The 23,387-nt window shown below is 52.1% G+C and carries 24 protein-coding genes; 7 read left to right on the top strand and 17 right to left on the bottom strand.

Features of this window, described 5'->3' with window-relative positions; genetic code table 11:
- Nucleotides 1-206: 206 nt before the first annotated feature.
- Both OH773_RS10650 and OH773_RS10645 read left to right on the top strand, forming a co-directional pair.
- Entirely contained in the window at nucleotides 207-572 is a 366-nt protein-coding gene (locus OH773_RS10650; RefSeq protein WP_270145538.1) for a toxin-antitoxin system TumE family protein, read from the top strand.
- The gene (locus OH773_RS10645; protein ID WP_270145536.1) at nucleotides 569-946 is read left to right on the top strand and encodes an HVO_A0114 family putative DNA-binding protein; all 378 of its coding nucleotides are present in this window, start codon (nucleotides 569-571) and stop codon (nucleotides 944-946) included. Before OH773_RS10650 ends, OH773_RS10645 begins: the two co-directional genes overlap by 4 nt.
- A gap of 25 nt (nucleotides 947-971) precedes the next feature.
- On the opposite strand, the gene paaK is transcribed toward OH773_RS10645, so the two are convergent.
- From paaK to paaA, 11 genes are read right to left on the bottom strand one after another with little or no spacing between them, the layout of a single operon-like run.
- On the bottom strand, nucleotides 972-2,288 hold the full coding sequence (gene paaK, locus OH773_RS10640; protein ID WP_442865667.1) for a phenylacetate--CoA ligase PaaK: 1,317 nt from the start codon (nucleotides 2,286-2,288) through the stop codon (nucleotides 972-974).
- A 22-nt stretch (nucleotides 2,289-2,310) separates the two neighbouring features.
- Complete coding sequence (gene pcaF, locus OH773_RS10635; protein ID WP_270145534.1) at nucleotides 2,311-3,519, bottom strand: 3-oxoadipyl-CoA thiolase; 1,209 nt, start codon at nucleotides 3,517-3,519, stop codon at nucleotides 2,311-2,313.
- A complete protein-coding gene (paaI, locus tag OH773_RS10630; protein WP_270145532.1) occupies nucleotides 3,516-3,941 on the bottom strand; it encodes a hydroxyphenylacetyl-CoA thioesterase PaaI in 426 nt (141 codons plus the stop codon). Before paaI ends, pcaF begins: the two co-directional genes overlap by 4 nt.
- Entirely contained in the window at nucleotides 3,931-5,412 is a 1,482-nt protein-coding gene (gene paaH, locus OH773_RS10625; protein WP_442865681.1) for a 3-hydroxyacyl-CoA dehydrogenase PaaH, read from the bottom strand. The genes paaI and paaH overlap by 11 nt, the downstream gene beginning before the upstream one ends.
- Before the next feature lie 2 nt (nucleotides 5,413-5,414).
- Nucleotides 5,415-6,200: a 2-(1,2-epoxy-1,2-dihydrophenyl)acetyl-CoA isomerase PaaG gene (gene paaG / locus OH773_RS10620; RefSeq protein ID WP_270145528.1), complete on the bottom strand. Its 786-nt coding sequence runs from the start codon at nucleotides 6,198-6,200 to the stop codon at nucleotides 5,415-5,417.
- Between the two features lie 2 nt (nucleotides 6,201-6,202).
- Nucleotides 6,203-6,970 (bottom strand): 2,3-dehydroadipyl-CoA hydratase PaaF, encoded by a 768-nt coding sequence (paaF, locus tag OH773_RS10615; RefSeq protein WP_270145526.1) that lies wholly within the window; start codon nucleotides 6,968-6,970, stop codon nucleotides 6,203-6,205.
- Nucleotides 6,970-8,037, bottom strand: coding sequence for a 1,2-phenylacetyl-CoA epoxidase subunit PaaE (paaE, locus tag OH773_RS10610; RefSeq protein WP_270145523.1), 1,068 nt, complete (start codon nucleotides 8,035-8,037; stop codon nucleotides 6,970-6,972). The genes paaF and paaE overlap by 1 nt, the downstream gene beginning before the upstream one ends.
- A gap of 7 nt (nucleotides 8,038-8,044) precedes the next feature.
- Complete coding sequence (gene paaD / locus OH773_RS10605; RefSeq protein ID WP_270145521.1) at nucleotides 8,045-8,545, bottom strand: 1,2-phenylacetyl-CoA epoxidase subunit PaaD; 501 nt, start codon at nucleotides 8,543-8,545, stop codon at nucleotides 8,045-8,047.
- Between the two features lie 10 nt (nucleotides 8,546-8,555).
- On the bottom strand, nucleotides 8,556-9,311 hold the full coding sequence (gene paaC / locus OH773_RS10600; protein ID WP_270145519.1) for a 1,2-phenylacetyl-CoA epoxidase subunit PaaC: 756 nt from the start codon (nucleotides 9,309-9,311) through the stop codon (nucleotides 8,556-8,558).
- An 8-nt stretch (nucleotides 9,312-9,319) separates the two neighbouring features.
- Nucleotides 9,320-9,607, bottom strand: a complete 288-nt coding sequence (paaB, locus tag OH773_RS10595; RefSeq protein ID WP_183269268.1) for a 1,2-phenylacetyl-CoA epoxidase subunit PaaB — start codon at nucleotides 9,605-9,607, stop codon at nucleotides 9,320-9,322.
- A gap of 11 nt (nucleotides 9,608-9,618) precedes the next feature.
- Nucleotides 9,619-10,548 carry a 1,2-phenylacetyl-CoA epoxidase subunit PaaA gene (paaA, locus tag OH773_RS10590; RefSeq protein ID WP_270145516.1) on the bottom strand — a complete coding sequence of 310 codons (930 nt, stop codon included), beginning with the start codon at nucleotides 10,546-10,548 and terminating at the stop codon, nucleotides 9,619-9,621.
- Nucleotides 10,549-10,834: 286 nt separating this feature from the next.
- Here paaA and paaZ point away from each other — a divergent pair, with 286 nt between their 5' ends.
- Both paaZ and tynA read left to right on the top strand, forming a co-directional pair.
- Nucleotides 10,835-12,874 (top strand): phenylacetic acid degradation bifunctional protein PaaZ, encoded by a 2,040-nt coding sequence (gene paaZ / locus OH773_RS10585; protein WP_270145514.1) that lies wholly within the window; start codon nucleotides 10,835-10,837, stop codon nucleotides 12,872-12,874.
- Between the two features lie 183 nt (nucleotides 12,875-13,057).
- A complete protein-coding gene (gene tynA, locus OH773_RS10580) occupies nucleotides 13,058-15,319 on the top strand; it encodes a primary-amine oxidase (protein WP_270145512.1) in 2,262 nt (753 codons plus the stop codon).
- A 56-nt stretch (nucleotides 15,320-15,375) separates the two neighbouring features.
- On the opposite strand, the gene OH773_RS10575 is transcribed toward tynA, so the two are convergent.
- Complete coding sequence (locus OH773_RS10575; protein ID WP_270145511.1) at nucleotides 15,376-15,702, bottom strand: cupin domain-containing protein; 327 nt, start codon at nucleotides 15,700-15,702, stop codon at nucleotides 15,376-15,378.
- Nucleotides 15,703-15,809: 107 nt separating this feature from the next.
- Here OH773_RS10575 and chrA point away from each other — a divergent pair, with 107 nt between their 5' ends.
- On the top strand, nucleotides 15,810-17,177 hold the full coding sequence (chrA, locus tag OH773_RS10570) for a chromate efflux transporter (protein WP_270145510.1): 1,368 nt from the start codon (nucleotides 15,810-15,812) through the stop codon (nucleotides 17,175-17,177).
- Between the two features lie 39 nt (nucleotides 17,178-17,216).
- On the opposite strand, the gene OH773_RS10565 is transcribed toward chrA, so the two are convergent.
- Nucleotides 17,217-18,338: a nickel/cobalt efflux protein RcnA gene (locus OH773_RS10565; RefSeq protein WP_270145509.1), complete on the bottom strand. Its 1,122-nt coding sequence runs from the start codon at nucleotides 18,336-18,338 to the stop codon at nucleotides 17,217-17,219.
- A 10-nt stretch (nucleotides 18,339-18,348) separates the two neighbouring features.
- Nucleotides 18,349-18,618, bottom strand: a complete 270-nt coding sequence (locus OH773_RS10560; RefSeq protein WP_270145508.1) for a metal-sensing transcriptional repressor — start codon at nucleotides 18,616-18,618, stop codon at nucleotides 18,349-18,351.
- A 291-nt stretch (nucleotides 18,619-18,909) separates the two neighbouring features.
- Here OH773_RS10560 and tyrP point away from each other — a divergent pair, with 291 nt between their 5' ends.
- A complete protein-coding gene (tyrP, locus tag OH773_RS10555) occupies nucleotides 18,910-20,121 on the top strand; it encodes a tyrosine transporter TyrP (RefSeq protein ID WP_270145507.1) in 1,212 nt (403 codons plus the stop codon).
- A 12-nt stretch (nucleotides 20,122-20,133) separates the two neighbouring features.
- Here tyrP and OH773_RS10550 read toward each other — a convergent pair whose 3' ends face one another.
- Nucleotides 20,134-21,027, bottom strand: coding sequence for an ABC transporter six-transmembrane domain-containing protein (locus OH773_RS10550; RefSeq protein ID WP_183269274.1), 894 nt, complete (start codon nucleotides 21,025-21,027; stop codon nucleotides 20,134-20,136).
- A gap of 94 nt (nucleotides 21,028-21,121) precedes the next feature.
- Between OH773_RS10550 and OH773_RS10545 the strand changes: the two genes are divergently transcribed.
- A complete protein-coding gene (locus OH773_RS10545) occupies nucleotides 21,122-21,700 on the top strand; it encodes a TetR/AcrR family transcriptional regulator (protein ID WP_270145505.1) in 579 nt (192 codons plus the stop codon).
- A gap of 18 nt (nucleotides 21,701-21,718) precedes the next feature.
- Here the strand turns inward: OH773_RS10545 and OH773_RS10540 are convergent, their stop codons facing one another.
- Together OH773_RS10540 and OH773_RS10535 are read right to left on the bottom strand one after the other, a co-directional pair.
- Nucleotides 21,719-22,054, bottom strand: a complete 336-nt coding sequence (locus OH773_RS10540) for a hypothetical protein (protein ID WP_270145504.1) — start codon at nucleotides 22,052-22,054, stop codon at nucleotides 21,719-21,721.
- Between the two features lie 52 nt (nucleotides 22,055-22,106).
- Nucleotides 22,107-23,270, bottom strand: a complete 1,164-nt coding sequence (locus OH773_RS10535; protein WP_270145503.1) for a hypothetical protein — start codon at nucleotides 23,268-23,270, stop codon at nucleotides 22,107-22,109.
- Between the last annotated feature and the right edge of the window lie 117 nt (nucleotides 23,271-23,387).

Below are 23,387 nucleotides of genomic sequence, written 5' to 3'. Positions count from 1 at the left end.
TTACTTAATAAATGCATTGTTTATTGATTGTGCCAAGCCTCCGAGCAGCAGAACGCCGCAACGCATCAGTCAAAAATTTGCATTTTGCGAGGTGCTTCCACGATGTTTATCGCGCGTGTTGTACGGCCATTTTTTCCCCTTCATTCTTCGATTGCATAAAAAACAAACCAATATTATGATTGGGTCATAAGTAAGGATATTGCTCGATGGATAGAGAAGATTTCGGCCTGCAGTGGTTACTGGAACTTCATGGTGTGATTGTTTTTATGGACGATGGTTTTTGGTGGAAAGCTGAGGCCTGGTGCGTGCCACCTTCCGTCCTTTGTCCGCACGGTATTCGTTATTCTCTGACCTTACATAACAAGTACAACACACGTATTTTTGGCTACGACAATGCACATGGCATCAGAGCGGCGAGTAAAGGGAAGTTTGGCAGTCGAATCGTTCGGGATCACGTTCATCTGACGGCGTCTGATAAAGGACATTTCTATGAATTTTCCTCAGCGACACAACTGCTGGAAGATTTTTTTAAACATAGTGATGAGATCATCAAATCAAGGAAAAAGAGATGAAAGCAAGAATTGGCATTATGCAGAATGAACTTATCCAAAAACATATGCTGGCTATTGTGTCCGGGAAGTATCACCGGGCACCGGATGAACCTAAAATTTGGTTCACATCCATCAACGCCGTAGGTCAAATCCTCAACCCTGAAAACATCGCACTGTTGCGACTTATGGCCAAACATCAGCCTGAAACAATCTCCGAACTGGCGGCCTTGTCTAACCGTAAGCTCAGTAATTTGTCAGTCACTTTGCAGACACTAAACGGGTACGGATTTGTCGAGCTCATCAAAACGGGTCGCAAAGTCACACCAAAAGCGCTGTTCACCGATTTTGAAATTATCGTCGACAGCGCCCTGGAAGCTCGAGTTCTCGCCTCTTAGTTACGCCCCCGCAGGGGCGTAATCTTTACTGATTCGCCGCCTGGCGTAAATCGCAAACGCGAATCGCTTTGCCTTCAGAACGTGGCAGGCTGCCGCAGTTCACAATGCTGATGTCCGTAGAAATACCCACCATGGACTTAATACGATGGCGCAACTGGTGGCAGACAGAACAACGTTGCTCCTGGCTCAGGTGCAAACTGCTCTCTTTGAGCTCCACCTTAACGGACAGCGTGTCGAGATGGCCCTCACGATGTACTTCCAGTTGGTAATGCGGCGCAAGGTGTTCAAATTTCACAATCTCTTCTTCGAGCTGTGATGGGAACACATTCACGCCACGGATGATCAGCATGTCGTCTGAACGTCCGGTAATGCGGTCCATGCGACGCATGGTACGCGCGGTGCCCGGCAGTAAACGGGTCAGGTCGCGTGTACGGTAACGAATCACCGGCAGCGCTTCTTTGGTGAGCGTAGTAAACAGCAGTTCACCCTGCTCGCCATCGTCCAGCGGTGTACCGCTAATCGGGTCGACGATTTCAGGATAGAAGTGATCTTCCCAGATGGTTGGGCCATCGGTGGTTTCCAGACACTCCATCGCCACACCCGGTCCCATCACTTCAGACAAACCGTAAATATCCAGTGCGGTGATCCCCAGGCGACGTTCGATTTCACGGCGCATGGCATGAGTCCACGGCTCGGCACCAAACACCCCAACACGCAGCGAGCAATCCCGCGCATCCCCGCCCATCTGGCGCTCCAGCTCTTCAATCAGATTCAGGCACCAGGATGGCGTCACCATAATCATATCCGGGCGGAAATCGCGAATAAGCTGAGCCTGTTTCTCTGTTTGTCCGCCTGACATTGGGATAACCGTCGCCCCAAGGCGCTCTGCGCCATAGTGCGCCCCAAGCCCGCCGGTAAATAAACCGTAACCATAAGCCACATGAATTTTGTCTTTTGGCGTACCGCCCGCAGCACGCAAAGAACGGGCAACGATGTCGGCCCAGGTATCAATATCCTTTTGCGTATAACCGACAACCGTTGGTTTACCGGTGGTGCCAGATGACGCGTGGATACGTACGACCTGCTCCATTGGCACAGCAAAGGTGTCAAACGGATAGTTGTCGCGTAAATCTTGCTTTGTGGTGCAAGGGAAGAGACGAATATCTTTCAGCTCTTTGAAATCATCAGGATGCACACCGACCGCGTCAAATTTGCGTTTGTACATCGGCACGTTGTTGTAAGCGTGATTAAGCGTCCATTTCATACGCTGCGTTTGTAAGGCCTGCAGCTCATCAATCGACGCGGTTTCAATCGGTTCCAGCTTAGTTGTTGTGTTTATCATTATAGGGTACTCGCAGGGTTGATTAGCTCACACGCTCAAGGATCAGGGCAATGCCCTGGCCAACACCGATACACATCGTACACAGGGCGAAACGACCCTTGCGCCGATGTAGTTCGTGGCTGGCGGCTAGCGCCAGTCGGGCTCCACTCATGCCCAATGGATGGCCTAACGCAATCGCGCCGCCGTTGGGATTAACATGTGAGGCGTCGTCAGGAAGCCCCAATTGTCGTAACACTCCCAGCGCCTGCGCGGCAAAGGCCTCATTGAGTTCGATGACATCCATATCGTTGATGGAAAGTCCGGCCAGTTCCAACACCTTACGGGTGGCAGGTACCGGTCCAAGTCCCATCAAGCGCGGTTCGACTCCCGCGGTTGCCATCGCCACAATGCGGGTTCGTGGCGTTAAACCGTGACGGCGGGCAGCAGCTTCGCTTGCAATAATCAGCGCTGCGGCACCATCGTTTACGCCAGAAGCATTGCCTGCGGTGATCACCCCGTTTTTGCGGAACGGTGCTTTCAATCCATTAAGTTGTTGCAACGTTGTTTCAGGGCGAGGATGTTCATCTTCGCGAACTTCCATCACTGCCCCTTTCTTACCCTTTAGCAGCACCGGCACGATTTCCTGGGCCAGCACGCCATTTTTCCGTGCTTGCTCTGCACGTTGCTGGCTACGCCACGCGAAGGCATCTTGATCTTCACGGGTTATGCTTAACAACTCAGCTACATTCTCTGCCGTTTCGGGCATGCTGTCAGTACCAAAGTGTTGAGCCATGAGCGGGTTCACAAAACGCCAGCCGATAGTGGTATCGAACATCTCTGCCTGCCGCTGGAACGGGGTCGTTGCCTTGCCCATCACGAACGGTGCACGTGACATTGACTCCACGCCACCGGCAATCATTAACTCGGCATCACCGGCTTTGATTGCCCGCGCCGCCATGCCTAACGCGTCAAGACCCGAACCGCAGAGGCGGTTAATCGTGGTGCCAGAAATTGTCTGCGGCAGTCCCGCTAACAACGTCGCCATACGGGCCACGTTACGGTTATCTTCCCCCGCCTGATTTGCACAGCCGAGGAGAACATCGTCCACCGCGTTCCAGTCAAGATTCGGGTAACGCGCCATCAACTCTTTAAGCGGGATGGCGGCCAGGTCATCGGCACGCACGGAAGAAAGTGCTCCGCCGTAACGACCAATGGGCGTTCTTACACCGTCACAAATAAACGCGTCATTCATAGCTTTTCTCCGGAAACTGTCGTGCCGATACGGTGCGAACGCCCACGAAACAGGGCTATCGTCTTCTCATGTTGGTTAATAATTTCAATGTCATAGACGCCGGTTAGCCGCCCCTGAGTGCGCACCTGAGCAATCGCAGTGAGCGTGTCGCCCGCAAGCCCAGGCCGGACAAAATCGATGCTGCAACCGGAGGCCACAGCCGCTAACCCCTGGCTGTTGCAGGCGTAGGCAAAAGCGGTGTCAGCGAGCGTAAACAGTTGCCCGCCGTGGCAGGTCTGGTGACCGTTGAGCATGGCGTCCGTAATGGTCATCGTCAGGCGTGAAAAACCTTCACCCATTTCCTGAATTTCAATGCCCATCTGCTGCGCACAGTTATCGCGAGCGTACATTTCCCGGGCGTTGGCCCATGCATTAATGCTCATGTTGAGTCTCCAGCAGTGCGCGTTGACGCAGCAGCGATGTCGGGCGATAGCGCTCTTCGCCGTAATGTTGTTGCAGGTTTTCCAGCAGACGCAGCACATTCTGCCAGCCAAGTTCTGCGCCCCACGCCAGCGGGCCGTGTGGATAATTCACTCCCAGACGCATAGCGGTATCAATGTCTTGTTCGCAAGCCACCCCTTTTTGCAGCGCATCCGACGCTTCATTGGCTAACATGGCCACGGTGCGCCACACCAACATGCCAGGATAATCGCTCAGCATCAGTACCTGTTTGCCCTGCTGCTGGAAGAAACGAACGACTTTGGCGGTTTGTTCCGGCGTATTACCCGCGGCCGACGCCAGCACAACCAGCGGAGAGCGTTGCCAGTCATTTACCAAATCCAGCAATACGACCGGGCGTTGAAGGCGTTTTGCCAGTTGAGTCGCCGTTTCACCTTGTGTGACCTGTACCCAAACGTCATCGAGTTCCAGAGATGAATCAGTGACACTGTCACTTGAATCCATATTGTTGAGCCATGCTGCGCGACCGTGGCGTTGAATGTGCCCGGCTTGCGCACTGGCGGGCTGTGCCGCCTGGTATGGCAAGGATTCATTGAGCGGCCAGCTAAACACACCCTGCCCGGTTTTCTTACCCAGACGTTTGCCCAGCACCAGTTCCTGTTGAATCAGTGACGGTAAAAAACGTCGCTCCTGCCAGAATCCGTTGAACACCGAACACGTCACGGCAAAGTTAACGTCCTGACCAATCAAATCTGTCAGCGCAAGCGGCCCCATCGGGAAGCCACCACAGTCGCGCAGTGCCGCATCAATCACACCGGCGGGTGCCACCTGTTCTTCCAGTGCTCGCCACGCTTCCGCATAAAACGGACGCGCAACGCGGTTGACGATAAATCCCGGTGTAGAGTGGCAGCGAACGGGCTGTTTACCCCAACGAAGCGCAAGCTCAGTCAGACTTTCCAGCACGGCGGGCGCAGTTTCCAGCCCGCTCACCACTTCCACCAGTTTCATTACCGGGGCTGGATTAAAGAAATGCAGCCCTGCAACGCGCTGCGGGTGTTCAACGCCGCTGGCAATCGCGGTAATGGAAATTGACGAAGTGTTACTGGCGAAAATCGCTTCTGGCGAGCACACCGCAGCAAGCTCGCGGAAAATCGCCTGTTTGATATCGATTTGCTCAGCGGCCGCTTCAATCACCAGTACCGCATCAGCCAGTTCACTCATGCTTTGCGCCGCCACTAAACGATTAACGGTGGTATTTTTATCGGCTTCTGAAAGCTTGCCCTTTGCCACCCGAGCGCTCAATGTTGTGGCGATGCCATCAATAGCCCGCGCCGCAGCGCCTGGCTGGATATCATAAATCCTGACCTGATGTCCCGCCTGAGCAGCAACCTGAGCAATACCTGCCCCCATGGTTCCGCTGCCAATCACGGCGATAACTGAATGTGGAGTCAGCATCATCATTTCCCCTTAAACACCGGAGGGCGTTTTGTCAGAAATGCCGACACCCCTTCGCGATAATCTTCGCTGCGTCCCGCCAGGCGTTGGTAATCACGCTCCAGGTCGAGTTGCTCATTGAGCGAATTGGTTTCCGAGGCATAGAGCGCCTGCTTCACAAGCCCCAGGCCAAACGTCGGCTGGCTGGCAAAGTGGGTGGCGAGCTGTTGGGCGGTGTCGTTTAATGATTCGTCATCAACGACTTGCCAGATCATGCCCCAGTCCAGGGCCTGCTGTGCGCTGAGTTTATCGCCCATCAATGCCAGCCCCATGGCGCGCGCGCGGCCAGCCAGACGCGGCAGGTACCAGGTGCCACCACAGTCAGGAACCAGGCCCAATTTACTGAACGACATAACAAAATTCGCAGAGCGTGCTGCGATAACCATGTCGCATCCCAATGCAAGCGTAGCGCCTGCACCGGCAGCAACGCCGTTAACCGCAGCGATTACTGGTTTGGGCAGTTTTGCCAGTCGCTTAACCAGTGGGTTATAGAAGTTTTCCACCGATGCGCCTAAATCTGGCGCAGCCGCCGTCGGATCAACGTTACGGTCATTTAAGTCCTGTCCTGCACAAAATCCACGCCCTGCTCCGGTAATCAGCAGACAACGGATGGAGTCATCACGCTCGGCCTGGGTCAAAACCTCAGCCAGTTGGCGGTGCATTTCATCGTTAAAACTGTTCAGGCGTTCAGGGCGATTAAGCGTCAGCGTCATTACGCCGTTTTGCACATCGCTAAGAATGAAATTCATGGTTATCGTCCTTTAAACGCAGCGGGTCTTTTTTCCAGGAATGCGGCAATGCCTTCCTGCCTGTCTTCGGTCGCAGCCAATAGAGTGAAAAGCTGACGCTCTTGCTGCAAACCCTGTGTAAGTGAAAGCTCATGTGCCTGGCGCAGCGCCATTTTTGCTGCCTGCAATGCCAACGGCGCATGTTGCGCAATGCGTGCCGCCAGTTTCTGGATGTATTCCAGCGTGAGCGCAGCCGGAGTGACCTCTGCAACCAGCCCCGCCTGCTGCGCCTGTGTTGCGCTAATCGCTTCACCGGTCAACACCATGCGGTAAGCCAGGGCTTTCCCGACGCTACGAATCAAACGTTGCGTACCGCCAGCACCCGGCATAATGCCCAACGTGATTTCCGGCAATCCGAAACTGGCGTTGTCCCCGGCCAGAACGATGTCGCAAAGCATGGCCAGCTCGCAGCCAGCCCCTAATGCATAACCGTTGACGGCTGCCAGCAAAGGCTTAGGGAAGCGTTCGATACGCGCCCAAAGTTGTGGGCGCGGGTCGTTTAAGGTCGCGGGCATATCGCGGCTGGCCATCTCTTTGAGATCGGCGCCAGCGGCGAAAAACCGTGCGTTACCGGTGATCACCACCGCTCCCACGCTGTCGTCGTGTTGTGCTTCTTCAAGCGCCTGTGCCAGTTGCTCCAGCAGCGCATTGTTTAAGGCATTGCGGGCTTCTGGGCGGTTTAACGTCAGCGTTAGGACGCGATCTTTTTGGCTACTTAACAGTTCGTTCATCACAACCCCTGCGCATCAAAGTCGATCACGACGTCGTCGCCTTTTGGCAGCGCCTGACAGCTCAGGATGTAACCCGCCGCCAGTTGATCCGGCTCGAGGCTGTAATTGACGCCCATCTCCACTTCACCACTGATGACTTTGCAGCGACACGTGGCGCACACGCCGCCTTTACAGGCATAGGGAAGATCCGCGCCCTGACGCAGTGCCGCATCGAGGATGCTTTCGTCGTGAGAATCGAGTGTAATTTTGCGGTCACGCCCGTCCTGACGTAACGTCACGACTTTTCCGGCGGCCTGCTCACGGCTTTTACGGCTCGGTGCGGCGCCTGGCGTGTTGAAGTGTTCGATGAAAATGTTTTGTTGGGCGACGCCCATTTCCAGCAGCGCAGCTTCGCTTTCCTGCATCATGCTTTGAGGGCCACAAATGAAGGTCCGATCAAAACCTTTTACATCCAACAGATGGTCACCCAGCGCCTTAATTTTCGCACCGTCAAGCCGCCCGCTGAGCAGTTCGCTTTCCTGGACTTCCTGGCTGAACAGGTAAATAAGTTGCAGGCGCTGCGGGTAGCGGTCTTTCAGATCGGCAAGTGCAGTGCGGAACATCATGCTACGGCTGCTGCGGTTGCCATAAACCAGTGTCACGCGGCTATTAGGTTCAGTAGCCAGTGTTGCGCTAACGATGGCGAGCATTGGCGTGATACCTGAGCCGACTGCCAGGGCTAAATAGTTGCCGGTGGTTTCCGGTTGCGGTTGATAACCAAATGTCCCCTGCGGGATCATCACGTCCATCGCTACGCCCGCCACCAGGTCGGTGACTGCGTATTGCGAAAAGCGCCCGCCTTCAATAGCTTTCACCGCCACGCAAATCTCACCGGGCTGTTCGGCGCGGCAAATGGAGTAACAACGGCGCAATTCTTCACCGCCCAGACGCGTTTTAAGGGTCAAGTGCTGGCCGGGTTTGAACGCGTAATGTGTCTGCAAATCCGCAGGCACTTCAAACGTGATGGCAACCGCTTCAGGAGTTTCCTGCTCAATGCGCGCCACTTTTAGCGAATGGAACGTCGTCATGGCAACCTCAAATACATTTAAAGTAATCAAAGGGTTCGCGGCAGCTATCGCAGCGATACAACGCTTTGCAGGCCGTGGAACCGAATTCGCTAATCAGCGAGGTGTGCAAACTGCTGCAGCGCGGGCAAGAGACGTCCACGGCCGCAGATGTGGCGTGGCAAGCGTGCCCTTGTGGCGGGCTGATGCCGTATTCACGCAAACGTGTTTTGGCCGCAGGCGTCATCCAGTCTGTGGTCCACGCCGGGTGCAGCATCTGCTCGATATGCACCGGACGATGGTCGGCCTGTTCCATCGCTTCACGAATCGCCTTTAGCAGAAACTCAGTAGCCGGGCAGCCGGAATAGGTCGGCGTAAAACCAATGTGCCAGCCGTCATCACGATGGTGAACGCTGCGCACCATGCCAAGGTCGGTGATGGTCAGCACCGGGATTTCCGGGTCGCTGATTTGCCCGAGAATGCGCCATACCTCGCGAACTTGTGCCGGTTCAACCACATCGAGAGTTTGCATCTTTACCTCACTACCACTGCTGATTAGGGTAAGCGCGTTGCAGATACTGCATTTCCGCCAGTAACGGGCCGAGATGCTCGGTGTGCAGCCCCTGCTTTCCGCCCGTGCGATATTGCGCTTCCTGTGGCTTGACGAGTGTGGCCTCCAGCAGAGCGCCGTAGACTTCCGCTTCCCAACTGGCGCGCAGCGTGCGTGGGTCGACGGCAATTCCTTGCTGCGCAAGGCTAATTTCCAGCTCGTCGGCGACAAACATTTCGCCGCTAAAGCGCCACAGTTTGTTCAGTGAGTGCTGCATTTTTTGCTGAGACAATTCCGTGCCGTTGCCTAAGCGCACCAACCAGCCGCGGCTGAAACGCAGGTGGTAACGCACTTCTTTAATCGCTTTCGCGGCAATCGCGGCGAGCTGGGTATCCTGGCTGTGTGACAGACGTTCAAACAGCGCCACATGCCAGGCATCCAGCAGATACTGGCGCATCAAGGTGTCGGCAAAGTCGCCGTTCGGCTGTTCGGCCAGCAACACATTGCAGTACTGACGTTCGTCGCGACCGAATGCCAGTTTGTCTTCATCCAGCTCTTCGCCCTGAAGTTCAGCGGCATAGGTCAGGAAATTGCGCGCCTGGCCGAGTAAGTCCAGACCGATGTTGGCTAACGCCAGGTCAATCTCTAACTCCGGCGCGTGTCCGCACCAGCCCGATAAGCGTTGGGCCAGCACCAGACAGGTATCGCCGATGCGCAAGGTGTAGGTGGTTAATGGGGAATAAGTCATTTCGCGCCTCACATGTGCTCGATGCCATCAGGGATGGTGTAAAACGTGGGGTGGCGATAAATTTTGCTTTCTGCCGGATCAAAAAACGCACCACGTTCTTCAGGCTGTGAAGCGACGATTTCACTCGCTTTTACCACCCAGATGGAACAGCCTTCGGATCGGCGGGTGTAGGCATCGCGGGCGTTTTCCAGTGCCATTTGTTCATCAGCGGCGTGCAGGCTGCCGACGTGACGATGCGATAAACCCTGTTTGCTACGGATAAACACTTCATATAACGGCCAGTGAACATTGCTCATAAAATTCTCCTTCAGGCGACAGTGCGGGCGTGTTGTTTTTCGGCGTAAGCAAGGGCGGCTTCTCGTACCCACGTCCCCTCTTCCCAGGCTTTGCGTTTGGCGGCTAGCCGCTCTTCGTTGCACAGCCCGCGTCCTGCAATCACTTCATTAAATTCGTGCCAGTCAATTTCACTGAATTCGTAATGCCCGGTGGCTTCGTTCCAGTGCAGACCTTCGTCCGGCACCGTCATGCCAAGCATCTCGACTTGCGGCACGGTGTTGTCCACAAAGCGCTGACGTAGTTCGTCATTGCCAAAACGTTTGATTTTCCAGGCCAGGCTCTGGGCACTGTTTGGCGAGTTGTCATCGTTCGGACCAAACATCATCAGTGCAGGCCACCAGAAACGATTGATCGCGTCCTGCAACATTTGCTTCTGTTCTTCGCTACCGTTCGCCAGCACCATGCAGGCTTCAAAACCCTGGCGCTGATGGAAGCTCTCTTCTTTGCAAATTTTCACCATCGCACGGGCATACGGACCGTAGGAGGTGCGGCACAGCGCGACCTGATTAACGATCGCCGCGCCATCAACCAGCCAGCCGATCACGCCAATGTCGGCCCAGTTCAGCGTGGGATAATTGAAAATGGAGGAGTATTTCATCTTGCCGTCGAGCATCTTCTGGTAGATATCTTCCCGGGCGCATCCCAGCGTCTCCGCCGCGCTATACAGATAAAGCCCGTGTCCGGCTTCGTCTTGCACCTTCGCTAACAGAATGGCTTTGCGCTTCAGGCTTGGAGCGCGAGTCAACCAGTTACCTTCCGGCAGCATGCCGACTATCTCGGAATGGGCGTGTTGCCCTATCTGGCGGATCAGCGTTTTGCGGTATTCATCAGGCATCCAATCCTGCGGTTCGATAGCAATTTCCTGTGCGATTCGCTCATCAAAGCGGTGTTGTTCAGTCACGTCATCACCTTTTATGATTCAAATTAGATTCGATAATTGCGTTTATGCGAATCACTTGATGATTAAAAGTTACAGATAAGTTAACCAAAACACCAAAATTAACACATACACTTTGTGAGCATTATCACGATAAATTTTCAATAATCCTTTTTATTCATCAAGATAACGAAATATCGAAAAGCATGCGTAATCACATTGTTAATATATTATTAAATTACATCTTGATTTTTATGATTCACAAATCAAACATTGAGACAATTAAACGTAATGCTTAGCGGAGTGAGAGATGCAACAGTTAACAAGTTATCTGTCTGGTCAGTGGGTGATGGGTCACGGCAAAGAACGCACGATAAATCATGCAATTAGCGGCGAAGTGTTGTATCAGGTGACCAGCGAAGGGCTGGATATGTCGCAGGCACGCCGCTACGCCATCGACAACGGCGGCACCGCATTACGCTCAATGACCTTTGTGCAACGCGCCGCGATGCTCAAAGCAGTCGCAAAACATCTGCTGGCAAATAAAGAGTCGTTTTACGCAATTTCATATCAAACCGGTGCAACGCGCGCGGATAGCTGGGTGGATATCGAGGGCGGTATCGGCACCCTTTTCGCCTACGCGGGCATGGGAAACCGTGAGTTACCGGATGATGTGTTATGGCCTGAAGACGAAATGATCCCGCTGTCTAAACAAGGGGGATTTGCCGCGCGCCATGTTCTGACGTCTAAATCCGGTGTTGCGTTGCACATCAACGCGTTTAACTTCCCTTGCTGGGGAATGCTGGAAAAACTGGCCCCAACGTGGCTTGCAGGTATGCCTGCCATCATTAAGCCCGGCACCGCCAGCGCCCAGTTGACTCAGGCAATGGTGAAGTCGATTGTTGATTCTGGGCTGGTGCCAGAGGGTGCTATCAGCCTGATTTGCGGCGGTGTTGCTAACCTGTTTGATTTGCTCGACGAGCAGGATGTGGTGACGTTTACCGGTTCTGCAAGTACCGGCCAGAAGTTACGTTGTCACCCTAATGTTGTCGCACGTTCTGTGCCCTTCACCATGGAAGCGGACTCGCTGAACTGTTGTGTGCTGGGGGAAGATATCACGCCAGAGCAGCCGGAATTTGCGCTGTTTATCCGTGAAGTGGTACGCGAAATGACGGCAAAAGCCGGGCAAAAATGTACTGCGATTCGCCGCATCATCGTTCCACAGGCGCAACTGGAAAACGTGACGCAAGCTTTGCAGGCAAAACTGGCCAAAATCCAGCCTGGCGATCCTGCTCAAGAAGGCGTGAAGATGGGGGCGTTGGTCAGCCTTGAGCAACGTGATGATGTGCAAAGCAAAGTACAGCAGTTGGTTGCCGCCGGTTGCAAAGTGGTGGTCGGCGGTGAAGCAGATACTTCACGTGCGGGGGCATTTTTCCCACCGACGCTGTTGCTGTGTCTTCAGCCGGATGAAACACCTGCGGTTCATGAGTTGGAGGCTTTCGGGCCCGTTGCCACTGTCATGCCTTACCAAAATGCAGAACACGCGATGACCCTGGCGCGAGCAGGCCAGGGCAGTCTTGCGGGAACGTTAGTCACGGCGAATGGCGATATTGCACGCCAGTTTATTCTGGGTGCCGCCCGTGCGCATGGACGTATTCAGGTGCTCAATCAGGAATCTTCTGTGGAATCGACCGGTCACGGTTCGCCACTGCCGATGTTGGTACACGGAGGCCCAGGACGCGCGGGTGGCGGTGAAGAACTCGGCGGCCTGCGCGCGGTGAAACATTACCTGCAGCGTACGGCGATTCAGGGCAGCCCTTCCATGCTGGCGGCGGTAAGCAAGCAATGGAGCTATGGTGCGGCGGTTAAAGAAGATGCCGTCCATCCGTTCCGTAAACACTTTGAAGATTTGCAGGTTGGCGAAAGTTTGCTGACGGCGCGTCGCACCATCACAGAAGCCGATATTGTCAATTTTGCCAACCTCAGCGGTGACCATTTCTATGCCCACGTCGACAAAATTGGTGCCGCAGAATCCTTCTTTGGCGAGCGTGTGGCTCATGGTTACTTTGTGGTTTCTGCCGCAGCGGGCCTGTTTGTTGACCCGGGCGTTGGGCCTGTTATTGCCAATTACGGAATGGAGAACCTGCGCTTTATCGAACCGGTAAAAATCGGCGATACCCTGCAAGTCCGTCTGACCTGTAAGCGCAAAACGGCCAAATCGCAGAAAACGGCGGAAGATAAACCGGTTGGCGTCGTGGAATGGGCGGTGGACGTGCTGAACCAGGAAAACCAGTCTGTCGCGTTGTATTCCATTTTGACGCTGGTTGCACGTAAGCATGGGGATTTTTGACGCTTAATATTCCCCTCACCCCAACCCTCTCCCAAAGGAGAGGGAGTTTTAACTAATTTGGCAAAGCCAACAAAGAAGTTGGCAAGCAGCACAATATATCTTGTCGCAGAAGTTGTTATGTTGAATTCATACCCTTTTATAAACACACAACAATAAAATACATCAGCCAAGAGTGAGAATTTCATGAATTTAACAACCGGAAAGAAAGTCCTGGCTTTAGCAATCGCACTCCTGACCTCTTCAGGCGCTATTGCCCACGGCGGCGAGGCACATATGGTGCCGATGGAAAAAACGCTGACGGAGTTTGGTGCGGATATTCAGTGGGATGACTATGCACAGATGTACACCATCGTTAAAGACGGCGCGTTTGTGAAGGTTAAACCCAATACTAAATCGGCGATGGTGAATGGCAAAACATTGCAGCTACAAGTGCCGATTATCTTTAAAAATAAGAAAGCGTATATTTCGGATACCTTTATTAACGAGGTCTTCCAGTCTGGTCTGGATCAAACTTTCGCCGTCGAGAAAAAACCACATCCGCTTAATTCATTGACTGCCGATGAAATATCAAAAGCGGTGTCGATTGTACAAGCCGCACCTGATTTTAAAAGTGGGACACGATTCACCGAAATATCGCTGCATGAGCCGCCAAAAGATCAGGTCTGGCAGTTTGTCATGAGCGGCACGGCGGTGACGGCACCTCGTCAGGCGGATGTGATTATGCTCGACGGGATCCATATCGTTGAAGGTGTGGTGGATTTAGACGCCGGGAAAGTCGTGTCGTGGACACCGATTGAAGGCGCGCACGGTATGGTTCTGATTGACGATTTCATCAGCGTGCAGACCATTATCAACGGCAGTAAAGAGTACGCTGATGCGTTGAAGAAACATGGCATCACCGACCCAACCAAAGTGATTACCACCCCGCTGACGGTGGGTTTCTTTGATGGCAAAGATGGTCTGGAACAGAACCAGCGCCTGCTTAAAGTCGTGAGCTATCTGGACACGGGCGATGGCAACTACTGGGCGCACCCGATTGAAAACCTGGTTGCCGTGGTCGATCTTGAGCAGAAGAAAATCATCAAGATTGAAGAAGGCCAGGTGATCCCGGTGCCGATGAATCCGCGTCCGTTTGATGGCCGCGACCGCACTGCGCCGTCGATTAAACCGCTGGAAATCATTGAGCCAGAAGGTAAAAACTACACCATCACTGGCGATACCATTCACTGGCAGAACTGGGATTTCCACCTGCGCCTGAACTCACGCGTTGGGCCAATTCTGTCGACCGTGACCTTTAACGATAACGGCAACAAACGCAAAGTGATGTACGAAGGGTCGCTCGGTGGCATGATCGTCCCTTACGGTGACCCGGACGTTGGCTGGTACTTCAAAGCGTATCTGGATGCGGGTGATTACGGCATGGGTACGCTGACCTCCCCGCTGGCTCGTGGCAAAGATGCACCAGGCAACGCGGTATTGCTGGATGAAACGATTGCTGATTACACCGGCAAGCCGACCACTATCCCACGCGCTGTGGCGATTTTTGAACGCTACGCCGGGCCTGAGTATAAGCATCAGGAAATGGGCCAGCCCAATATCAGTACCGAACGTCGCGAACTGGTGGTGCGTTGGATCAGTACCGTAGGCAACTACGATTATATCTTTGACTGGGTATTCCATCAGAATGGCACCATCGGTATCGACGCGGGCGCAACCGGCATTGAAGCGGTGAAAGGCGTTAAAGCCAAAACCATGCACGATGAAACCGCCAAAGACGATGCGAAATACGGCACGCTTATCGACCACAATATCGTGGGCACCACGCACCAACACATCTACAACTTCCGCCTGGATATGGATGTTGATGGCGAGAACAACAAACTGGTCGCACTGGATCCGGAAGTGAAACCGAACACCGCTGGCGGCCCGCGCACCAGTACCATGCAAATCAATCAGCATGACATTACGACCGAGCAGGATGCGGCACAGAAGTTTGACCCAGGCACAATTCGTTTACTGAGCAACACCAGTAAAGAGAACAAAATGGGCAATCCGGTTTCTTACCAGATAATCCCGTATGCCGGTGGCACACATCCAGTGGCAACCGGTGCGAAGTTCGCGCCAGACGAGTGGATTTATCACCGCCTGAGCTTTATGGATAAACAACTGTGGGTGACGCGTTACAACCCGGAAGAACGTTATCCTGAAGGCAAATACCCGAACCGTTCAGCCCACGACACCGGACTGGGTCAGTACACGAAAGATAATCAGTCACTGGATAACCAGGATGACGTGGTGTGGATGACCACCGGTACGACGCACGTCGCTCGCGCCGAAGAGTGGCCAATCATGCCAACGGAATGGGTCCACACGCTGCTGAAACCGTGGAACTTCTTTGATGAAACGCCCACGCTGAATCTGGCTGGGAAAAAAGAGCAGAAGTAACGCTCTGTAGATGACCCCAGGGTGGATTAGCGCAAGCGATATCCACCCTTTTTTTATCAATAATGCACCGCAAGCCAGATCGTGGGCCCCTTCGCATCTGTCCATTCCACCCGGTGACGGCACTTCGCAGGAATATTGACGAAATCCCCAGGATGAAGAATTCGCGTCAGGGTTTCTTGCTCAAAGCGCAACCCCGCTGAACCTTGCAACACAATGACCCACTCACACTCATCCTGACAGTACCAGGTGTCAGGTGGCGTGGATTGCCCCGTAGAGATGATTCGTTCAATTTTTATATTGGGAGCAGTTAACAGCGCTTCGAATGTTTCCGCCTGCTGGCGCACTGCCGCATCGGGAAAATGTGTAAACAGATTCTTAATCATTTCGGCCTCCTCTGAGCATATCTCAGCACTAAGCGTAGTGAAGATTCCTTTATTCCCGGCGACGCTGTAGGGTTTGATGGTTAACGACAAAATGGGTTCATGCAATCATGAATAAGAGTTTATCTCCGGGCACCGATGATAAAGAGATCCCCCCTCAGCCTGTCAGTTTCCGGGAAGCCTTTTTGTTTTGGCTGAAGTTGGGATTCATCAGTTTTGGCGGCCCTGCAGGGCAAATATCAATTATGCATCAGGAACTTGTAGAGAACCGGCGCTGGATTTCCGAGCAGAGATTTTTGCATGCCCTTAATTACTGCATGGTGCTGCCTGGCCCTGAAGCGCAGCAACTGGCGACTTATATCGGCTGGCTGATGCACCGCACCTGGGGCGGCGTGGTTGCGGGAGCATTGTTTGTTCTGCCTTCGCTGCTGGTACTTATCGCGCTGTCATGGATCTACGTTGCATACGGTGATTTGCCTGTTGTCGCTGGTCTATTCTATGGCATCAAGCCAGCCATTACGGCCATCGTCGTGCAGGCTGCGCATCGTATTGGTTCCCGTGCGCTGAGTAACAACACCCAATGGGCGATTGCTGCTGCCGCATTTGTTGCCATTTTTGCTTTGAATGTTCCTTTCCCTGTCATCATCCTTTCTGCGGCGATTATGGGTTATATCGGTGGTCGCCTTTTTCCCGGGCACTTTGGAAAGGGCAATTCCCATGATGCCAGCCGTAGATCGTACGGTGCCGCCATCATCGATGACGATACCCCAACGGCGGCGCACACGGTTTTCAAATGGTCACGCCTGGCCTGGATCGTTATTGCCGGTGGATTCTTGTGGGCGGCACCAATGGCAATACTGTATCTGAGTCTGGGATGGGCGCATCCATTCACCCAGATGAGCTGGTTTTTTACCAAAGCAGCGTTGCTTACATTCGGCGGAGCTTATGCGGTGTTGCCCTATATTTACCAGGGCGCGGTGGTCCATTATCAGTGGCTGACACCCACACAGATGATTGATGGTCTTGCGCTGGGCGAAACCACACCGGGACCGCTAATCATGGTGGTTGCGTTCGTGGGGTTTGTTGGGGGATATGTGAACATGGCATACGGCCCTGATCATCTTTTCCTTGCAGGCGCGGTCGCGGCGGTGCTGGTCACCTGGTTTACGTTTCTGCCTTCGTTTCTGTTTATTCTGGCCGGTGGCCCTTTTATCGAGACGACTCACAACGATCTGAAGTTCACCGCGCCTCTCACGGCCATTACGGCGGCGGTGGTGGGTGTGATCCTCAATCTGGCGCTGTTTTTTGGCTACCACGTGCTGTGGCCTGCAGGGTTTGAAGAAAAACCAGACTGGTTAGCGGCGGCTATTGCGTTGGCGGCGGCGATTGCTCTGTTCCGGTTTAAAGTTAAAGTCACTAACGTTATTGCAGGATGTGCTGTCATCGGGCTGGTTTTGCATCTGTTCCTGAGAACGTAGTGCAACGCCCCGGCAATTACCGGGGCAAATGCGTAAAGGCTATTGCATAACCCCGGTCCATCCGTGATAACCCATGTAGATCCCTACCAGGGCAATCAGAACGCTGGAGAAATAAGGTGCCCGGCGCGCTAGCGTATCAAATCCACTCCAGCGCTTTGTTGCCTGTCGCACACTGTATGCCGCAGCAGCACCAACAGTCACCAGGGTGATGGCCAGGCCAATACTGAAACATAAAACCAGTGCTGCTCCGAGCGAAAATTCTTTCACCTGAATGCAAAGCAGGAGCACCGTGATGGCCGCCGGGCACGGGATCAGTCCACCGGTCAAGCCAAACAGGATTATCTGACCGGTGGTCACATTCCGGTTGGCGAAGCGTTTTTTTATATCGGTAGCATGCGCTTTTTCATGCGCATCCTGGTACTCCTTCGAGGATGCGTCCAGTCCTTCGAGTGCCGAATGGTCATGATCGTGTTCATGCTCATGAAATGTCACCTCATAGTCATGAGAATGACCGCGATGGCCTAACGTCAGACGAGCCTCAAAGTTATGCGGTTCAGGTATAGCCTGTGTGGACTCCATGAAGCCGTCTTTCTCTACAAAATCGAAGACCTGAGAGAAAGTTCCTTTGCCTCTGTTTGTCACCAGTGAGACATCCCGTGCGTGCCAGTTCTGACCGCTCAGGTTACGCAAACGCCAGTGCGGCAATTGCCCTTCCTCAAAAATGGAGAGCTCAACTTTTCCGTGGCCGGTATCAATAATCCGCGTTTCGTCATGATGATGCCCATGCACTTCTTCCTGCTCCAGCTTCCACAGCCGCTCACCACGCCAGGTACGCCAGAACATCCATGCCGCTGTACCCAGAATGATGAAGGCAGAAATGAGCTGAAACCAAGGTTCTGCTGATTCAGCGGTAAATTTCCGGCTGATGAACATTCCGCCCAGCGCAATCATCCAGACGATGGCTGTATGGGAAATCGTGGCGGCAAGGCCCAGCATGACAGCCTGTTTGACAGTTCCCCGGATAGCAACAATAAAAGCCGCCATCATGGTTTTGGAATGTCCCGGCTCCAGACCGTGAAGCGCTCCCAGCAAAATGGCGCTGGGAACAAAAAGCCATGCGTTTGCCATACCTTGTTGTAACAACGCGGAAAAATCAGTCATTTCTCTTACCTCAGAGGTACTTGGTTATTTCTTTAAATTCGTTGAGCACCGCATCAGAAGCGTGCTGATTGTCTTCCAGGACGTGTTCCAGACAATGGTCAAGGTGATCATGGATAAGCGTACGCTTGGCATTCGTTATGGCCTTTTCTACCGCGTACAGTTGTTGGGCGATATCCAGACAAGATTTTTCGTCTTCGATCATCTGGATGGTGCTTTTCAAATGCCCTGCGGCACGTTTAAGCCTTTTAATGATATCGGGGTGTGAAGTGTGAACTGACATTTTTGGCTCCTCTTTCCGGGCGATGTAGCTATTGATCTTTCCATCCCCCCCGGGGGGATAGAAAATGTTAAAGGGGCTGATTCGCGAAGACAAGCATTTTTCAGGGTGTAGAAATAAAAATGATTGAACCGAAGTGAAAGCCCGGTCAGGCCAGGGTTGCTAAGTTAAATAATGCATTTAATCGTAAAGATATCATTACATGCTTTGTAATCCTGATTTGACGGACTCTCCGCAATCCCTTACCCTGCGCGGCACAATGTCGTTATAACAAGCGTAAATTCAGAGGGAAGCGTGAAGAATCGCACTCTTGGCAGTATCTTTATCGTCGCAGGAACCACAATTGGCGCAGGAATGCTGGCGATGCCGCTGGCGTCAGCGGGCGTGGGTTTTGGCGTAACCTTGCTTTTGTTGGTCGGCCTTTGGGGCCTCATGTGTTACACCGCGCTGCTATTAGTGGAGGTGTATCAACACGTTTCCGCCGATACCGGTCTTGGCACACTCGCCCGGCGTTATCTCGGTAAACCGGGGCAATGGCTCACCGGTTTTAGCATGTTATTCCTGATGTATGCGTTAACCGCGGCGTATATCAGCGGTGCGGGTGAGTTGTTGTCAGCAAGCCTCAGTCAATGGTTCTCAACGACGATTTCTGTCTCCACTGGGGTGTTACTGTTCACGGTTGTTGCCGGTGGGGTTGTTTGTATTGGCACACATATGGTGGATATGTTTAACCGCATATTGTTCAGTGCCAAGATTGTTATGTTGGTGGTGATGCTGGCGTTGATGATGCCGCATATCCATCACACCAATCTGCTGACGTTGCCGCTGGAAAAAGGCCTCGCACTTTCTGCCATTCCGGTGATTTTCACCTCGTTTGGTTTCCATGGCAGCGTGCCTAGCATTGTCAGCTATCTTGACGGGAATCTGCGTAAGTTGCGTTGGGTGTTTATCATCGGCAGCGCAATCCCGTTAGTGGCTTATATTTTCTGGCAAGTTGCGACGTTGGGTGCGATTGATTCCGGCGTATTCAGTGGGCTGTTAGCCAATCATTCCGGGTTGAATGGTTTGTTGCAGGCTGTTCGTGAAGTGGTGGCCTCACCGCATGTTGAGCTGGCAGTTCACTTATTTGCCGACCTGGCGCTGGCCACTTCATTCCTGGGGGTGTCGTTGGGGTTGTTTGATTACCTGAGCGATTTGTTCAACCGTAACCGTAAAGCGTCCGGCCGCATGCAAACAGGGCTAATGACCTTTGTACCGCCGCTGGTCTTCGCCCTGTTCTATCCACAAGGTTTTGTGATGGCGCTGGGTTATGCGGGTGTGGCGCTGGCGATTCTGGCGCTGATCATCCCGTCGCTGTTGGTATGGAAAAGTCGTCAGGCTCAAACAGAAGCGGTTTACCGTGTCGCCGGTGGCAAACCGCTGCTCATTTTAGTCTTTGCCTGTGGGGTTGCGGTAATTGTTATCCAGGCCTTGATTGCAACTGGCGCATTGCCTGACGTGGGTTAATTCCCTAAGCAATCACACCAGCCCGGTGTTCACCCGCTTGCCTATCTCTTTAAGCTGCGAGTATTTTTCCAGCAGAGATGGGCCGTCATCAAGGCTCATGGCAAACATCCACATGTATGTCATGACCGAGTAAATATGCCCGGCGTTCCCGACACCCTTCACGGTCATTAGCCAGATGGTCGTGGCGAACAGGAACGCTGCGGCAATACCAATCGACAGATAGCCATACGCTTCCCGGTCTGACAGACGAATACGCACCCGCGCCAAAAAGTTGTAGTGCTTGTTGAGCGTGTTTTCACTGGCTGTCCCCACGAAACCCACTTCCTTTTCTAGTCGGTCATTGAGTTTCTCGTACAGCATTTCGTTTTTACGCGTGTAACTCGGTAAAAAGAGTGAGAAGAAGATCAGCACCCCAAGGCACGCAACACCTGCCCAGAACTCAATCGTCAGTAGCATAATCACCGCACCGATGATGGAAGCCAGCGACGTAATCAACAAGGGCAGATGTGTTTCAAAGAAATTCACAAATTCACGTGACAACGTCACGCGCGCGGCAATGGTAGAATGGCTATGATCGTCTTTACGCTGCGCCAGGATAACCGGCACCGCTAGTCCGGCGTAGATTCTGGCGAAAGTGCGCGTATCCATGCTGCGGCGTGCAGCACCTATCGCCCACATAATAAAAACCACCAGCGCATACAGCAACGCATGCAGCGATTGCCCCTTGATGATAGCGTTGATGGCAAAACCCGCCATTAAGGGATACAGCAGGTAAACGACGTTCTCAGCGACCACCAGCATCAGCGTAATAATCAGCTTTTTACTGTGGAGTTTTGCGAGTTTTTTTATGGTGTTCAATGCACCGAGCGAGGGTTTAATCTGCGCGGTTTGATGACAAGTAGACATGACTTTAACTTCTTAGATTGTTATCCTTGAGCGGTTGCTCAAGAATGAAAATATTCTATTTGAGCACTTGCTCAAAGTCAACGAAGGTACTGTGATGAAAGAAAAAGCATCTGTTCTAAAAGAGAATATTCTTGATGCGGCGATCGTATTGTTCACCGAAAAAGGGGTGGAAAAGGTCACCACGCGCGAGTTAACAGAAAGTGTCGGCATTGCCCGTAGCCATATTTACCACTACTTTCCCGACTGGCAGACGCTGTGTATTGAAGCCTTTTCACGCTTTATGTATGCGGAACTGGACTCTTTTACGCAAAAGACCCGCGCCGTTACCCCAGAACGCGGGCTGAACATTTTCATCGATGATTATTTGCCTGACCGCGCAGACGCGGCGTGGGAGTTGTACGGTTCATTGTGGCGTCTTGCGGTACATAACACGGTGTATGCCGATTTTGCTCTGACGCTTACGGAAAGATGGGACGCTTTGCTGGCGAGCATTATCGAGGCGGGTATTCAAAGCGGGGTGTTTCGCCAGACCGATGTCGGACGCGTTACCCGTCAGCTAGGATCGTTGCTGAACGGGTATTCGGATCAACTGATTATCGACAGTGCACCGCTCGCACGCGAACAAGCATTGGAAGATATTCATGGCTTTGTAAGCCTGGCGCTATTGGCTTGATTATCGGAAAGCAGGAGTTCAGTCATGCCCCTTGATTGAAATGGTATACGTTTTATCGAACCTTCCTGCTTTTGAATACATTCCCCCTCCAATGCCACCATATACGCGGATGCTGGCTATCCCTGGCTTTGTTGGCACACCTTTTATCTGTATGCAATTGTTGCGCATTTTTTCATTGCACTGCTGAACATATAGACCTACATCTTTAGGAGATATGTCCCCGACCAGTCGTTCATTTCCATCATAATCCAGAGCAAAAACATAACCACCAGATATATTTATCTGTTCATAATAAGGTGCACCAATAATACCATCATTAAGTTTATCGCTTTCTGGTGTGAAATTAGCTTGCAAAGTGCATGCGGATAAGAAAAAAACTGAAGAAACAAGGAAGACTTTCCGCATATTATTTTAATGGTTTAAACACCATCCCTCCAAAAAAACGATGGTTAAATATAGACATATCCGTTTCAATTTTAATCTGATCAAATACGTCACCCCATGAAAATAAATCCAAATGCATACTACCATCAGTTTCTTGAGTTACTGGGCCATTCCAGACAATCCAATGATTCGGAATGGTTAAGTGGGAACCACCTCGTCCTAATAGTCCATCATTAATTAGCGTGACAATTTTATAACCTTTTTCTGCATATTTATTTAAATCTTGAATTCCTTGAATACCCGCCTGAAAAGGTCCCACATTGCTAAACACTTTTTCATAACCGACTTTCTCAAACCATTCCATCACTGTATGCCACATGGTGATACCCGCAACTGGAGAATCGAGAGAATCAAAGCTCAGAACGGTATTTTCTGAATCTCTCAACCCTGCCTGGGTCATCCAATCAAGACCCGATATGTCTCCGAAAAAATGGCCTGTAGGATGACAACATCCTTCACTTGGTATTATCTCAAGCTCACCGATCCTGGTCTTTCCGAATAGCCACAGATCCTGTGCAGCCTGGGCATACACATCAGGGCGATCTTTCAATAGACAATAAAAGAATGCAGCAGGCCCACAGACACTGGCACCGCTCTGTTTTGGCCAACTAACACGGTTAAATCTTTCATTGATTTGACGAACTATTTTATCCTTTGCGAAAGGATCATGAGGGCTACCAATTGGATATTCTTTGGCAATAAAAGGTCGTTCTGGAATGGATATTTCAACGCGAACAATATTCTCACCCTCACTAACCCGTTTCGTCGTACCTGTCGATACAAAATAACAAGGGTTTTCACGTTTAACAAAAGACCAAGCGTTCCCAGAAGCGAATTCTTTGAGTGTATACATTCGAGTAAAGGGTTCAGCTAAGACACTGCTCGTATGCAACAACGTTTTCTTGTAAAGCATCACTCTCATGATGTAGATGGTGGAAAGTGGGTCACTGATATTTTCCGTCGAATGGACCTGCGTCTCATAATTCTCCTGTAACGGTTGTTGCTTTACATCCACAAGAGAATATTTATTTCTATTTGAGTCCATTCGGTAAATACACAGGTCATAAAGCAATGAGTTTGCGGGAACATTAGAGTTAATGCGGGTGCGGAGGTGATAAACCGTCATAATTAATCCATTAATTAATGCATAGTTAAATAATGACGGCATCATACCGGAAGTGTGGCTTAATCAAAATCGTCGATTCGCGAAGATAATGATTAATTAAACTATTTGGAGCAAAGG

Origin of the sequence: Buttiauxella sp. WJP83, from assembly GCF_027594725.1 — a bacterium.
Taxonomy (GTDB): Bacteria; Pseudomonadota; Gammaproteobacteria; order Enterobacterales; family Enterobacteriaceae; genus Buttiauxella; species Buttiauxella selenatireducens.
This window is presented reverse-complemented; position numbering and strand designations above follow the sequence as displayed.

Coding starts and splice junctions, on each gene's coding strand:
- OH773_RS10650 (WP_270145538.1), top strand. CDS start 207: ATGGATAGAGAAGATTTCGGCCTGCAGTGGTTACTGGAACTTCATGGT.
- OH773_RS10645 (WP_270145536.1), top strand. CDS start 569: ATGAAAGCAAGAATTGGCATTATGCAGAATGAACTTATCCAAAAACAT.
- paaK (WP_442865667.1), bottom strand. CDS start 2,288: ATGATAAACACAACAACTAAGCTGGAACCGATTGAAACCGCGTCGATT.
- pcaF (WP_270145534.1), bottom strand. CDS start 3,519: ATGAATGACGCGTTTATTTGTGACGGTGTAAGAACGCCCATTGGTCGT.
- paaI (WP_270145532.1), bottom strand. CDS start 3,941: ATGAGCATTAATGCATGGGCCAACGCCCGGGAAATGTACGCTCGCGAT.
- paaH (WP_442865681.1), bottom strand. CDS start 5,412: ATGCTGACTCCACATTCAGTTATCGCCGTGATTGGCAGCGGAACCATG.
- paaG (WP_270145528.1), bottom strand. CDS start 6,200: ATGAATTTCATTCTTAGCGATGTGCAAAACGGCGTAATGACGCTGACG.
- paaF (WP_270145526.1), bottom strand. CDS start 6,970: ATGAACGAACTGTTAAGTAGCCAAAAAGATCGCGTCCTAACGCTGACG.
- paaE (WP_270145523.1), bottom strand. CDS start 8,037: ATGACGACGTTCCATTCGCTAAAAGTGGCGCGCATTGAGCAGGAAACT.
- paaD (WP_270145521.1), bottom strand. CDS start 8,545: ATGCAAACTCTCGATGTGGTTGAACCGGCACAAGTTCGCGAGGTATGG.
- paaC (WP_270145519.1), bottom strand. CDS start 9,311: ATGACTTATTCCCCATTAACCACCTACACCTTGCGCATCGGCGATACC.
- paaB (WP_183269268.1), bottom strand. CDS start 9,607: ATGAGCAATGTTCACTGGCCGTTATATGAAGTGTTTATCCGTAGCAAA.
- paaZ (WP_270145514.1), top strand. CDS start 10,835: ATGCAACAGTTAACAAGTTATCTGTCTGGTCAGTGGGTGATGGGTCAC.
- tynA (WP_270145512.1), top strand. CDS start 13,058: ATGAATTTAACAACCGGAAAGAAAGTCCTGGCTTTAGCAATCGCACTC.
- OH773_RS10575 (WP_270145511.1), bottom strand. CDS start 15,702: ATGATTAAGAATCTGTTTACACATTTTCCCGATGCGGCAGTGCGCCAG.
- chrA (WP_270145510.1), top strand. CDS start 15,810: ATGAATAAGAGTTTATCTCCGGGCACCGATGATAAAGAGATCCCCCCT.
- OH773_RS10565 (WP_270145509.1), bottom strand. CDS start 18,338: ATGACTGATTTTTCCGCGTTGTTACAACAAGGTATGGCAAACGCATGG.
- OH773_RS10560 (WP_270145508.1), bottom strand. CDS start 18,618: ATGTCAGTTCACACTTCACACCCCGATATCATTAAAAGGCTTAAACGT.
- OH773_RS10550 (WP_183269274.1), bottom strand. CDS start 21,027: ATGTCTACTTGTCATCAAACCGCGCAGATTAAACCCTCGCTCGGTGCA.
- OH773_RS10545 (WP_270145505.1), top strand. CDS start 21,122: ATGAAAGAAAAAGCATCTGTTCTAAAAGAGAATATTCTTGATGCGGCG.
- OH773_RS10535 (WP_270145503.1), bottom strand. CDS start 23,270: ATGACGGTTTATCACCTCCGCACCCGCATTAACTCTAATGTTCCCGCA.